Here is a 12931-nt window from a genome sequence, read left to right as displayed (position 1 = left end):
ATGACCGGGGACAGCACTCCAGAGGATGGGGCTGACGAGGACGATCTCGACGGATCGGTCGAGATGGACGACTTCGAGTTGTATGGGTCGCCGGCGCCGACGTCGAACGGTGTCTCGAATGCCATCGAGAAGCTCGACCGGAGCGAACCGGAACGGTACCTGATCGAGTGGGCTGGCGAGACGATGGATTACGAGGCTGCCTACGAGGTGACGACAATCGGGTTCGGTCGTGGTGGACGTCCGATTCTGGAGATCGAGGGACGCCGAGGAGGGGAGTACCTGATCGACTCCAATCCTGCAGGGAAGCCGCGCGTGGAGTATCATCCACCGAACGGTAGTCCACAAGAGGAACGGCTGACGATGATCCAGATATACGATACCAAGTTCGAGTGGAAGAATTGGGTCAAGCAGCGGCTCGGCCTCTGAGGTGCTTACAAGTCTACATGGTCGAGAACATCGAAACTCGGTGTCCCGAGTGCGGCAAGCAACTGAAGGTGAGTACGCACAATCAAGCGACCGGGTACGACTGCCCGAACTGCGGCTACAGCATCTACTGATTCGAGTATGGTCGAATATCCACCGGAAGAACCACAGGAAGTATGCGCCATCTGCGGCGAACCGTTCGAGAGCTACGACCCCAACTTCGCAGCGAACTACGCGAACCTCGTCTGCGAAGCGTGCGACGAACGTGCAGTGACAGAGGAGGCTGCTCGCCCAAAACACGGGAACGAATATCTCGACCGAGATTCCATCGTCGAGAAGGAAGACGGGACGAATGCGATACGACTCGACCCAGACGTTGGCGATAATCCCGTCTTCATCGATGGCGAGAAGTGCTGGCGACGATACCGATTCGGCGGATGGATCACGCGTCGCGACGACCACGACTGCAGTTCGATCGAAGAGTTCCACGAGAAGCACAGGGACGACTTCTGAATCGATGACCCCTGAAAAGACTACCTCGACCAGCATCACCGATCACTCCGGGCTTGCGGAGCAGTTCCTTCGTGTATACGAGAACTTCGTCGACGAGTTCTCTCGCCGTGACGTCCCGGTTCATCTCTCTAATGTCGCTAGAGAAGGGAAATACCTGAAGGGGAAGAAGCTCGGACAGCATCCAGAGCGGTTCGTCGAGCAGTATCTCATCTGGCCGACGCTGGAACTCCTCGACTACGAGTTCTGGGCACAACCGTATGGCTACCCGAAATGGGACAAGACACGTCCAGACTTCGCGATCAAGAACTTCGACTGTGGCCTGGACTGTGCCGTCATCGGCGAGGTGAAGACTCCGAACAAATTCGAATACGGCAAAGAGCAGATGGAAGACTACCTGAAGAGCGACTTGGGGGAAGCCACGGTCGGGATTACTACCGATGGAGTGCGGTGGAATATCGAAGCAAGGCCCGAGAAGTCTCCTGAAATCCTGGAAGTCGTCGACGTGAACTTCCACGACGTCGTCCGGAAACTCCCCAGCCGACACGAAGAACGGGAGTCGTACCCGAGTCACCGTACACGACAGGAGATGGAGATGGTTGAGTCGCTTGAACGGGACACAGTTGAGGCGGGCGTCTCTGAGGCACTCACGATGGCTACTGAGAATTAGATCTCATGGGGCCTGAAATTTTGTTCATTCCGAGCTGATGCTTGGCATTTGGGCTCCTGAGTGCCCGACAAGGAACCAAGGGAAAACCTATTACCAATCGCGTTAGTTGCCCTTTTCAACATGAATTCGGAGATACATTCGATGACCTATTCACCTGTCTCTCCTGATCTCGACAATGCAAATCAATGGAAGGAATCCGTTGGCGGGGACGTCGACGAGGACTTGGAACTCTTCGAACGGTACATCCAACAGGTCGTGGTGAAAACCGACATAGCTGACGTTACGCGTGGCGACTTCGTCACTTCAGATACGGATTCAGAAGAGTGGCTAGAAACGGCGAGAACGACCGATTTTGATGATTCTCCTGACGACTTTGAGGCAGCATCGAAGGCGCTAGCCGAAGAGTTGAATTCACAGATACACCCTCGAGCAAACGATGGCGTCTTGTTTATCATCCAAGCCACGATTTCTGGAGAGACTCTTCTCGACGATGACGAACACCAGATTGTCTCGATTCTCAAGCTGGATCTAGTTGAGGAACAACGACTGAAACTGGCAGACGATCGAGGTATCGAAGAACTGGACTTGGAGGACATATTCCCTGAACCGAAAGAGCTGCAGAAGGGCCTCATCTATCCGATTGTGCAGTCGGAAGGCTATCGACTTCCTGGCGATGTCAAATTCTATCAGTCCGGCTCTGTCTCTGACTATTTCCACGAGTTCCTCCAATGTGATATAGAGGAGGGCTCTCTGGAGCAGGCGAAGAACGTGTTCGAGGTAGTGAGTGAATTAAAGAAGGAGCATACAGGGCAGAGTGCTGACGGGGCTGATACTTCACGCTTTAGAGACCTGAAAGACCGCACAGACTCGGGTATCGTCGGAATCGATGAAGTGACCGAGGTGGCGAGCGACATCGTCGGTCGGGAAGTTTCACGGGATGAGTTGGCAGATCGCCTCGGGGTCGACAATCCAGATTCTCTCGCCATTGATACAGAGAACCTGCCAAGTACAGTGAAGTACGAGGTCGACAAACAGATACGCGTCCGCTTCCCGTCGACTGCGGAGGACATGGTTGAAAAGGAAGAGAGCGACGATGGGGTAACCGTGACAATACGCGGAACTGAACTCGACACGGAAGTACTAGACAGCTAATGTTGTCTGGCTTGGAATCGTCTATCGACCGACTTCAGGATGACTGGGCAACCGAGGTCGTTGGCCGTCGTCTGAAAATCGAAGACGACATCTCCGCCGAGGCAGTCGGCTCAGTCTTCGATACTGTCGAGAATATACGCGAGTTTATTGATGGTCGTAACCTGATTTTTGAACTTGCGCATCAGGCCGATTCGTTCGACTATCAAGTTCTCTGGGAAACTTCGGGCGACGTAACGATTACCGACGTATCCGACAATGGCGCAGATGCGGATCGGTTATTTGCTCAAGATGAGGCTCAGGCTGCTATCCAATCGCTTCGGAATGGGTCGGTATCCTCCAGAGCTGACCTCGAGGAAGGTATCCGTTCGTTGGTAGAGACTAGTTCCGTCGACTGCCAATTTCAATACATGGTCGACGGATCGCACATCGACGAGTACGTTCAGAGCCAACTTGACCAAAGTTGTTGCGCGAGCTACTACTTCGAGAAGTCCGACCTAATCAGTGACATTCAGGATGCCACGTTCGCGGAACTAAAGGCTGTCTTCTATTGTGATGAGGGCAAGCGGTTATTCATTATCCGGAATTTGGATCAGGCGGTTTCAGGCCCCGAAGTGGGGTACTTCCCCCCGGGGCGTCTTGGCGAACCCGATCTGGAGTCCTTCTTCCAGCGGGACTCGTACATCAGCGACCAGCATCAGCGAATTCGCCGGGAATGCGCCATCGACCACTTTGACGACCAGTACCTCCCCCCAGATTACACGAAACTTGACTCCTCTTCCCAGTCCGAGTTCGCAGCCCAACTTCGCTCCCTCTTACGTCCCTATCGACTAGCTTCTGGGATTCTGGGCGTCTCGAACGTTAGCCGAGTAACGGATGACGGATGGCAAGTTCGAATCAACGGTCGCCGAGTCATAGAATCGGATCTCATTCTGAATAGTGAGGAGGAGGGACTGACGCTCGAGGAAAGTGCTGTAGATGATGGATTAGCAGATGCTGACCAGGAGACTGTTGAGACCTTCACCGAACTTTTCAATTGGATATACAGCTCGCGAACGACCGATCGAATCTCTGTCTTCCGGAATATCGCCACTCTCTACTCGACGACTGTCTCCGGGATGATCACGGAGATCGGTGACATTGGAGAGAGCGTCAGGTCGAACTTCGAGTTCTACATCCGTGACAGCATCGAGGAATTCGTCGAAGTCCAGCAGGACGTCACGGAATACGTCTTCAACACGCATCGAGAGCTTTCTGACATTCGGAGAGGGCTGGCAAACAATCTGAATCGAGACCTGTTTCGAATGGTCGCATACGTGGCAATCACTTGGGCAGGGATAATCTCACAGCTGTCGAGTATCACAGCGATTCAAACCGCCCTGACTGCTTCTCTGATCCCTGTAATCGTGTATATCGCCCTGGGACTTCGAACGGCTTATAGTCTGAGTCAACAGTTCCAGGCCACGGAAGACGGTCGGGAACAATATTATTCGATGTACGAAAACCGAATTGACGAGAACACCTTCAACGGCATCAAAGAGGGCGACGGCAGCGAAGACATGAAGCGGCAGTTCAAGATCGACCTGTGGATTTACTACGTACTGTTCACGGTCATGCTCGGTCTCTGCGCATACGCCATCATAGACCTGACGTGGCTGGAGGGCCCCCTCACTGGAGTTATTGAATCCATCGTGAATTGAGAACCGTCTGCCGGCGCCACCAATCGACCACCATAGCAAACATCTGCGATCCCATACTCGAAATCCGCCTACTATATCTGCCACCGTAGAGGCTGTTGTGAACAGCTGGAAATGAGCATCGTAACAACGTTACTCTCTGGCGCTGTCGGCGGTCTCGTCGCCACTCTCGGTGCGAAGGGAATTTGGCGGTTCATTTCTCGTCCCGAACTTGAATTCACATCGGGTGTTCTCAAGGAAGGAGAGTCGCATCCAGAGGAGTCGATGGCGTGGGGTCAATACCGAGTGGAAATCTCGAATACAGGGCGGTCGGTCGCCTCTAATTGCAAACCCCGGATTCGGCTCGTTGGCCTTCGTGAGACGACCGAGAAAGAGCCTGACTTCGGCCCAGATGGGCACGAGTTCCACGATGTCACTGTCCAGGAGAGATACGTCATCGATTTGGTTCCGACTTGGAATGAGTCGGAGTCACCAACGAGGATTGACTTGAACCGTGGAGAATCCGCCCAGTTTGACCTGTTCTACGTACATTCCGAGGCTGCCCCACCAAACGGAAGTGATACTGATATTCGGTTCGGGGATCGGAAGCCATCCGATGAGATCGAAGAGACAGGAGAGATCTGGGAAACGGAGCCAATTCGGGTTGAAACGTCTCATCAGGGAGATTTCTCTCGTCCCGTCGTAGAGACGAATCCGGAACTGAAGAAAGAGGTCTTCGACGAGATCGAGTGGACTGAACAGAGCGTCGACGTCACTTCGGCAGATACCAAGAAATTAGAAGGTGAGTTGGATTTCGTCTGGGATGACGTCATCCCAGAGGTGAGCGTTCGTCAGTAGTCGCTCAGGCGGGATTCCAGAATATTCCTGTAGGTGTCGTCACCGGTGGCGTCGGCCAGCCCTTCACACAGCTCGCGGAGGTCGTCGGTGATCTCCCACTCGCTGAGATATTCAGAGACGGACTTGCCGTGTTCCCAGCGGTAGCGGAGGAATTGGGCTTTGTCGAGGTCGGTGAGTTCCTCGTCGCCGTCGACGCGTGACTGGATGTAGGCGGTGCGCTTCTCGTCGTCCCAGGTTCCGAGTTTAAAGCCATCGTCCATCCGATAGAGACGCATATCTTCCATCCGCTCGGGCGTAGCGTTCGTCCCGCGACAGAGCTTGTTGAGGTCGTCGTAGGATGCGTCAGGGGTCTCCAGCAGGTCAAGGAATACGTCGATCTCGCCGATGTCGCTACCATGCTGGATGACACCGTAGATCTCGTCAACGACCTCCTTGGCAGTCATCGTCTCGCCCGCGCGTTCAACTTCGCCATGATGCTTCGAGTATTCGTGGAAACATCGCCCCATCTCAACGACACCTATGTCGCCACGTGAGAGGTCACGGTTCTCTTCGAGACGCTGCCGTGTCTTTTGAGCCGTCCGATAGATATTCCGGCGAAGTCTATTCCACGAAATCTGTTGACGGGTCTTGGCTGGACGAGCCACGATAATTATGTCGAACGATACTGCGTCTCCTTCTGTGAGCTTATACGTCGCCCTGTTTGTGTCCGCTGTTACTGGATATGTGGCAGTGACCTCAAACCCTACGTCACATAGTGCTTCAAGCAATTCGCCCCATGATTCCACATTACTGTGATGGTATGTGAACGCGAGAACACCATCCTGTTTGAGGGCATCGTGAACTACCGAGAAGGATTGGCGCAATTCCTCCTCAAAGTCTTCTTCTGTTTTCCCTTCTGCTGGATTAGTTACAATGCTCTCTGCTCTTGGCGTGGATTCCTGCTCAAAGCCATCATATTGTAATAGCTGCCGTTGCCATACATAAAAGAAGTTAGATAATTCAGAATATATGACGTTGTTGTAGTATGGTGGGTCGGTTAAAACCGCATCAAATTCATCTTCGAAGTCAAGGTCACGAGCATCGCCGCGGTGAAGTTCAAAGTTCTCACCTACCGGCTGACTGAACGGCTCTGTTTTCTCTGTAGAACCATCTACAATATGACGCTCAACAGGCTCCTTTGCCCATTCAACACCAGCAATGATTTTGTCCCACGATTTTTTGAAGGTACCTCTACCGAATTTTGTCCCCCACGCGTGGTTCTCTACGAATTCTTTAGAGGGTTTGAAATAATTCCCTCTGAATATCCCCTCTATCTTGTGACCTTGGAGATTGTAGATGGTGAAAGTGTTATTGAACATCAATGAATCAGAGAACGCTAAGAGAAGATACTCACGAGCGTTTTCATCTTCGACACCGTCAATGGCCTCCAATAATTTCGAAAGACAGAGAAGCTGACGGTCATTGAATAAGTCAGACCACTTCTCGTACCCGTATCGAAGTAGATTATGCCCGCCACCTACACTTTCCTCGAATGCCGCACTATCTGTTTTAATTCCCAGTGGTATCTCGGATGATGGAACATATGACTTAAGCTCAGGACTTTCGTCCCATTCGTCCGAGGCTTCTTTATATCGCTCAATATCCATCTCTTCAGCTTGCTTATAGCCTTTCACCTCGCTACGATCCAACCCACGGTCATCGCAGTGACCGCAATAGTACTCTAACGCGTAAATGCGAGGTTTCAGTCCGTCTTGTTCATTTACTGCATCCATCACCGCATAACGCTGACCGCATTCATCACAAGAGTAATCAGCTCCATCAACGTTCCCTTGGGCAGGGGTAAACTCAAACTTGCAGTCCGGACATGTACAAGGATCTCGCCATTCATCTACTAAGAATATGGACTCACAGTCTGGACAGAGTACATTATATTTATCACTATTGTCATATCTCCCCTTGGCAACCCGGTAGTCTTTGAATAGAGAAACGGTTTCTCCGCATGATGTACAATCAAGTTCGTTCACCCACATATAATACATCACATCTGCTGACTTTTCACACCCCGGGCAGCTAGTGCTATAATAGTAGTCCATCGACTCATGGACTTCTTGTTTAACCTCCTCATAGGCAGAATTCAAATCTTCAAGATCAGTGCTACCTGCCTCCAGTTCTTTCTTTGTCACAAACCAAGCGACTGGGTTTAGGTCGTTACCGACGACAGAGGCACCGAACCGCGATGCTTCCATGAGTGATGTGCCGCCACCCATGAACGGGTCTAAGACTTTCTTATCATCTACACGAACGTCCTTATGATAGAGTTCCCACAGACTTGTCGAGTCAGACAAGTCAACTTGGTTTAAAATCTCTTCAACTTCATCACGACCCGCACCAAAATCAGCAAGTGTTCCGTTTTTCCCTGTATCAACGATTGATATTGCATCTGAATCATCCAGAAGGGAATATAAGCAGATCGTACGAAAGACGCTCCCGAGTCTACGAGCCCACCACTTATGCATCGTCGAGAGGGGCCGATAGTAACGCTTGGCTCTATTTTCCCGGTCAACTATCTCGTTAACTTGTTCAATCGGGTACCCACGCTCAATTGGCAGCGTCTTCCGTTCTCTCCCCTCACCCTGCCCGATTTCCTTAGACATTGATTGTCTCCTACGTGTTCTCGGGAGGGTTGTATAGCTTTCCGCTCCCGGCTGGTGGGGACGCGTCCACAATCTGAAGAGCCATCTTCGAGAAGACTCCCTATGAGCAAGGTCGAAATCACGGAGGAGTGGTTCAGTAGCCTGTCGTCTAACAGGAAGGGAGAGATGGGTGAGGGAATTGCGAAGACGCACCTCCGTTCGGTCGTCGAAGAGCGCCCGCAGGTATTGTTCCCCGCTTTCGAGTCGGTAAGCCTGTCGTCGATCTACACGCAGGTTCGTCATCGCCGGCACTTAACGTACGAGGACGTCCACCAGGACGGGTCGACCGAGCGCATCCAGTGGCAGGCCGACTTGACGATTCGACTCAGCAACCTCTACTCGGATTCCGACCGCGAGGTCTCGCGGACGATCGCACTCGAAGTGAAGACCGGACAGTACGCCCAGTTGGAACGCGACCAGCAGAAGGTGATGGGGATAGTCAACGAGAACGACGACTATCTCGTCCTCAGGGCGAACGTTCGATTCGACGCGGACTCGGTCGCCGAGATTCAGTATGCCACGCTGGAACCCGCTCCGTCGACGAAAGCAGGGTATCGGTTGAGTTCCTACGACCTCTAAGTTCGAGACGAGAAGCTTACCACCCGCTCACACAGAATCGAATTCCTGGTCGCTATACGGAGGCATCGGTGTTGGGTATCCCCGAGTCTTCAGTCAGGTGTTGCGGGCCTGATTTCGGACAGTGGCTGTCTTTCAGCGGTTTCTAGACTCCATCGTCGCTTCGCAAAATCAACGATGTCGTCTAACTGTTCCCCGATTTGATCTTCTCCCCACTCCTTGTTCTCTCGGGCAATCTCTCTGGTTATCGTGAAGTCGGAGTTCAAGTAGTCGGAATCGTTCTCTTCGTCATCGTCCATCCGGCTCCGCTTCTTCGGGTACGGCAGGTTCTTCCAGCCGGAATTTCGCGGCCCCGTCGTCAGCGTGAGATTGCCGAGGCTGTGCTTTACCTCTTCGTGGACTTCTTCCTCCTCTTCGCTCAGTTCGAGTTTCTGAGTATCGTTCGGCCAGATGTGGTCGAGCGTGTACTCGTTTCCAGCGTTGTCTGCTGCCTTCTCGATACTCGACACGTCGCCACCCTTTGCCTCATCCCTCCGATAGAGTTCGTACGAATACAGGAGGTATCTAAGATCCTTGTACCGGAGCGAATTGTACGCGTTCTGGTTCCGGAGCGTCCCCTCGAAGTCGTTTTCCTTCGACCGAATGCAGTCTTTCAACTCCTCAATTATCCACGTGGCATCTTTATCCCCTGTTCCAATATCGTTAGCAACGGAATAGAAGCGATTCCGACCGGTATCGGAACGGCTGACAGTCGTGTAAATCCGGAAAGACGCCACCTCGATCAGTTGAAGCATCTCGTAGAGTTCGTCTTCCGAGATGCTGCCGCTATCGTACTCATCCCAAATCGCCAATAGAATTGGATAGAAGTTCCCGAGTCTGTCGAGAGCGAAGATTTTCCGCAGTTCCCAGTCAATGTCGGGATTGTACTCTCCGTCCTGCCCGTACGATCCGATTGTCTCCATATGCGAATAATAGTCGCGGAGACTCTTGGTGTACGAGTCAATTTCATCCGGGCAGTCCCGTGGGTACGAGTCGTAGATCGAGAGGTCGTTCTCCTCGTGAAGATTGGTGAAATGCCATTTCAATGCCCCCAGATAGACTGTCGCCCCCGAGCGGAGGGTTTTGTTCCGACGGTTCGTCTCCTGACGAAGATAGCTGCTGTTCACCGTCGAGTTGATAGTCGAGATGTAGTGGTACCGCTGGATTTGATCCTCACCAATATCGGAGACACGGTCGGTTTCGAGGATGTCTTGCATCCACCGATAAATGCGTCCAAACCGCTTTTGGACACCGTTGACGCTGACTCCTGAATGAGGATTCTCTCCCTGAGTGAGGTACACCTTGTGCATCAGAAAACTCTTCGTCTTATCCAGATTGCTCAGACCGATCCCGCGGTCGTTTATCGACTCGAATATCAGGGTGGCTTGCTCGGAATTGTCGACGGTGTACACAATGAAATTGAGCGATCGGATAGCGGAAAGCAGCTCATCGAGGTGGCTGATGAACTGTCCGTGCGAAAGCTCCTCTTGCCGTTCCTTCAACTCCTCTCGATAGAACCTATAGGCTTGTATCAATCTGTCCTGGGATGGGGTCTCAGTCGCCGTCTCGTCAATATCTTCTTCCAAAATGCCTTCAAGCGTATCGTTGTCGTCGTCTTGGAGTCGCAGCTTGCACCGACTCTCCCTATTAGCCAGCCTGATTTTCCAATCTCTCAAAAACCTCTTCCTGCTCAATTCGACGCTTTCCTCTGTATGGTTCCCACTCTCCTCCTCCGGTGCCTCTTCTGAGCTGATTGTTGTGTAGACCGAGTCTATTGCCTTTGTCAGTATAATGAGGGTTGTGAATCGCTGTTGTCCATCGACGATTGCATAATTCCGGTACTGATTGGTACCCTCTTCAGTCAAGATCGGGGTTGGCTCTTCCTTGCAGATGACCGTACCCATGTAGTGTTCCCGATCATTCTTAGCCATGTTAGACAGGTCGTTCCAAAGATCGGCCCATTCCGATCTCTCCCAAGAATAGAACCGCTGATACCGAGGAACGTGAAATACATTCTCGTCGAATAATTCATCAAACGTATAATCGGTGTTGCCGAGTTCTTCGACTATGTTTTTCCCCGAACTCGTGGCGTCCATGTCACCAACAAAACCTCTTCCGCAACTTAACGTTTGGTAGCACATGAAGGCAAAATAGGTGGCGAACGCTATCTGTTGTTCTGCAATCTAGTGAGGTCTTAGAACCGTTCCTGGGGATACCCATTCCACTCCCCCTTGTAGACAATCACTCGACCTTGATTCCCCATCTCGTGAAGAGTCATCTCTTGTTCTCTGTCGTGCCCGACCTCCACTTGGAACGTATCGTCGTTACCGTACGTCTCTGCGCTATCCGTGTGTACTTCGGCGAGATACAGACCACTGTATTCCCCAACAACAACGCGTTCGCTCCCGTTTACCCAACCCAGATCTGGAATTTGTAACACGCTCCCCGGCTCGGTGATATGATCGACGAAGGTCTGACCCTGGGCATCAAGTCCGGCCACCCTCCCTGTGTACCCGTAGGCGTCCGTGTGAATCGCTTTGAGTTGACGACTGTCGATCGACTGCGCCTCGGCCACGTCTATACGGAGTCCGGCATGACTTCGCGTCGACGTCGAAGCCGAGTATCCATGAAGCTCCAACGCTCGTGCGATGTGTTCCTGCATCGAAAACGAATAGCTATCCAAATCTGGAAGCCATACTCCGCTATCGTCTACTGAAAACAGATCGTCGCTCTGGAGCATGGATGCGACGACGGTCGCGATCTCTTGAGTCATTGCCTATACTCTCGAAGAACACTAGTAACAGTCTTTCTCCGCCAAGAACAACTCTTTCCGATATTCTATGCATCTCCTGCATCTAGCCGATCTAGGCGGAAGTTCTATGTACTGCTATCTCCTTAGCGATAGCTAGAAGCTAGACTGCCGGCGCGGACTAGGAGGCAATACCAACAATGATCGAATTAATGGACGCCACGGCTGCGAAGATCGTCTTGGCAGTGCAGCGTGGTGATTCTATCAATCGCGTTGCGAACAAAATCGGGGTCTCGTACTCGTGGGTGTACGACTGGATCGAGCGGTTAGAAGATACTGAAGTTATCGCTACCACCGATAGTGGAATCCAGATCGTCGACCACGAGATGCGCCAGCAGTACGCCGAGATGATGGCTGCGTTGTACAGCCGCGACGCCATCTCCCAGGAGGACGCGTACGTCATCCCGCACTTCGCCGGCATGGAGTTCGCGTACACGGAGATCGACGCTGCGTACGTCTGGACGCACGGGGGCTACCAGATCGCCCGGGGTCACGACGACTACCCGGTGTTCATCGAAGTCCACGACCGTGACGTCGAACGCTGGATCGCGTTCTTCCAGCAGTTCGGCGTCGACACGACGATCAACGAGCGCCCAGACGCCAGCGATGTCGACGGGAACGTCCACTACGTGTTGTTTCCGAAGACCGACGGCATCGACGCCGAATGGGTCGACGGCAATCCCGTGATTCAGTTGGACGACGCCGTCGACCAGATGATGGAGAACCGCCCGTCATACGAGCCCGCCTTGGAGATCATCGCCGACGAGTACGACAGGGACATCGACGCGTCGCACCACAGCGCGATGAGCGCGGACTAACGGAGCCGATGGAATGAGTCTCCCCGAGCGTCAATCCGAACTCGTCGACACACATCGCGCGGTACGGGACGCCGAACTGCCGTACGTTCTCGTCGGTGGCTGGGCGGTCTCGGCGTTCCAGACGCGGTTCACGACGGACATCGACACCGTGATTCCGGACACGGCACTCGATGAGTACGACTCGCTCCTTCGCGACCTCGGATACGAGAAGCAGTTCGAGAAGGACGTCTCGAACGAGTACGAAGGCCGGATGATCCAGTACACGAAGCAGGTCGGGGATAACGAAGTCAAGTTCGAGGCACTCGTCGACGCGATGGGTTGCCGACAGACGGACGCCGAGTGGTCGTATCGCTATCTCCACGAACACAGCACCGTCGAATCGCTCGACGTCGCCGAAGACCTCGATGGTCGAATCCCGGAGCCAGCCCTCCTCTTCGCGATGAAACTCCATAGCGGCCGGAAAGCCGACACCCGCGACCTCGTCGTCATCAGCACGCGTGCGGAGTTCGACCGTATCGAACGGCACGTCCATCGGGGCGACCCGGAGAAGCTCGATGGTCAGATCGAGATGGTGCTGGATCGACTCCAGCAGGACGGCTTCGAAGACTCGTTCAAGGGAGTCTTCCGGCAGGAAGAGCTGCCAGCGGATGCGGTCGACGACCTCGTCTCGTTCTTGTCCGAGCAGCGAGACCAACTTCGGTAAGATTCCT

At 53.0% G+C, this 12931-nt stretch carries 12 protein-coding genes; 9 read left to right on the top strand and 3 right to left on the bottom strand.

Annotated elements, in window-relative coordinates; all coding sequences use genetic code 11:
- The 6 genes from LI336_RS02170 (at position 1) to LI336_RS02145 (ending at position 5286) form a co-directional block, all read left to right on the top strand.
- Positions 1 to 426 carry a hypothetical protein gene (locus LI336_RS02170; protein WP_227130975.1) on the top strand — a complete coding sequence of 142 codons (426 nt, stop codon included), beginning with the start codon at positions 1 to 3 and terminating at the stop codon, positions 424 to 426.
- Between the two features lie 138 nt (positions 427 to 564).
- Complete coding sequence (locus LI336_RS02165; RefSeq protein ID WP_227130974.1) at positions 565 to 936, top strand: hypothetical protein; 372 nt, start codon at positions 565 to 567, stop codon at positions 934 to 936.
- A 4-nt stretch (positions 937 to 940) separates the two neighbouring features.
- A complete protein-coding gene (locus LI336_RS02160; protein ID WP_227130973.1) occupies positions 941 to 1603 on the top strand; it encodes a hypothetical protein in 663 nt (220 codons plus the stop codon).
- Positions 1604 to 1723: 120 nt separating this feature from the next.
- Positions 1724 to 2755: a nucleoid-associated protein gene (locus LI336_RS02155; RefSeq protein ID WP_227130972.1), complete on the top strand. Its 1032-nt coding sequence runs from the start codon at positions 1724 to 1726 to the stop codon at positions 2753 to 2755.
- 11 nt (positions 2756 to 2766) lie between these two features.
- Complete coding sequence (locus LI336_RS02150) at positions 2767 to 4452, top strand: hypothetical protein (RefSeq protein WP_227130971.1); 1686 nt, start codon at positions 2767 to 2769, stop codon at positions 4450 to 4452.
- 111 nt (positions 4453 to 4563) lie between these two features.
- Positions 4564 to 5286, top strand: coding sequence for a hypothetical protein (locus LI336_RS02145; RefSeq protein ID WP_227130970.1), 723 nt, complete (start codon positions 4564 to 4566; stop codon positions 5284 to 5286).
- Here LI336_RS02145 and LI336_RS02140 read toward each other — a convergent pair.
- Entirely contained in the window at positions 5280 to 7940 is a 2661-nt protein-coding gene (locus LI336_RS02140) for a DUF1156 domain-containing protein (RefSeq protein WP_227130969.1), read from the bottom strand. The two genes, LI336_RS02145 and LI336_RS02140, sit on opposite strands and share 7 nt — an antisense overlap.
- 102 nt (positions 7941 to 8042) lie before the next feature.
- Here LI336_RS02140 and LI336_RS02135 point away from each other — a divergent pair, with 102 nt between their 5' ends.
- Positions 8043 to 8558, top strand: coding sequence for a hypothetical protein (locus LI336_RS02135; protein WP_227130968.1), 516 nt, complete (start codon positions 8043 to 8045; stop codon positions 8556 to 8558).
- Between the two features lie 89 nt (positions 8559 to 8647).
- Here LI336_RS02135 and LI336_RS02130 read toward each other — a convergent pair whose 3' ends face one another.
- A complete protein-coding gene (locus LI336_RS02130; protein ID WP_227130967.1) occupies positions 8648 to 10690 on the bottom strand; it encodes a DUF262 domain-containing protein in 2043 nt (680 codons plus the stop codon).
- Positions 10691 to 10788: 98 nt separating this feature from the next.
- Positions 10789 to 11367 carry a hypothetical protein gene (locus LI336_RS02125; protein ID WP_227130966.1) on the bottom strand — a complete coding sequence of 193 codons (579 nt, stop codon included), beginning with the start codon at positions 11365 to 11367 and terminating at the stop codon, positions 10789 to 10791.
- Positions 11368 to 11555: 188 nt separating this feature from the next.
- Here LI336_RS02125 and LI336_RS02115 point away from each other — a divergent pair, with 188 nt between their 5' ends.
- On the top strand, positions 11556 to 12221 hold the full coding sequence (locus LI336_RS02115) for a helix-turn-helix domain-containing protein (protein ID WP_368408343.1): 666 nt from the start codon (positions 11556 to 11558) through the stop codon (positions 12219 to 12221).
- A gap of 13 nt (positions 12222 to 12234) precedes the next feature.
- Positions 12235 to 12924 carry a hypothetical protein gene (locus tag LI336_RS02110; protein ID WP_227130965.1) on the top strand — a complete coding sequence of 230 codons (690 nt, stop codon included), beginning with the start codon at positions 12235 to 12237 and terminating at the stop codon, positions 12922 to 12924.
- Positions 12925 to 12931 lie beyond the last annotated feature (7 nt).

Source organism: Halorubellus salinus (genome assembly GCF_020567525.1).
Taxonomy (GTDB): Archaea; Halobacteriota; Halobacteria; order Halobacteriales; family Natrialbaceae; genus Halorubellus; species Halorubellus salinus.
The sequence above is the reverse complement of the archived record's forward strand: the minus strand, read 5'-3'. Positions and strand labels throughout refer to the sequence as shown.

What these genes read in the sequence shown, in the direction of transcription:
- LI336_RS02130 (WP_227130967.1), bottom strand. Translation starts at nt 10,690, where the DNA reads ATGGACGCCACGAGTTCGGGGAAAAACATAGTCGAAGAACTCGGCAAC.
- LI336_RS02160 (WP_227130973.1), top strand. Translation starts at nt 941, where the DNA reads ATGACCCCTGAAAAGACTACCTCGACCAGCATCACCGATCACTCCGGG.
- LI336_RS02170 (WP_227130975.1), top strand. Translation starts at nt 1, where the DNA reads ATGACCGGGGACAGCACTCCAGAGGATGGGGCTGACGAGGACGATCTC.
- LI336_RS02125 (WP_227130966.1), bottom strand. Translation starts at nt 11,367, where the DNA reads ATGACTCAAGAGATCGCGACCGTCGTCGCATCCATGCTCCAGAGCGAC.
- LI336_RS02155 (WP_227130972.1), top strand. Translation starts at nt 1,724, where the DNA reads ATGAATTCGGAGATACATTCGATGACCTATTCACCTGTCTCTCCTGAT.
- LI336_RS02140 (WP_227130969.1), bottom strand. Translation starts at nt 7,940, where the DNA reads ATGTCTAAGGAAATCGGGCAGGGTGAGGGGAGAGAACGGAAGACGCTG.
- LI336_RS02135 (WP_227130968.1), top strand. Translation starts at nt 8,043, where the DNA reads ATGAGCAAGGTCGAAATCACGGAGGAGTGGTTCAGTAGCCTGTCGTCT.
- LI336_RS02145 (WP_227130970.1), top strand. Translation starts at nt 4,564, where the DNA reads ATGAGCATCGTAACAACGTTACTCTCTGGCGCTGTCGGCGGTCTCGTC.
- LI336_RS02115 (WP_368408343.1), top strand. Translation starts at nt 11,556, where the DNA reads ATGGACGCCACGGCTGCGAAGATCGTCTTGGCAGTGCAGCGTGGTGAT.
- LI336_RS02165 (WP_227130974.1), top strand. Translation starts at nt 565, where the DNA reads ATGGTCGAATATCCACCGGAAGAACCACAGGAAGTATGCGCCATCTGC.
- LI336_RS02110 (WP_227130965.1), top strand. Translation starts at nt 12,235, where the DNA reads ATGAGTCTCCCCGAGCGTCAATCCGAACTCGTCGACACACATCGCGCG.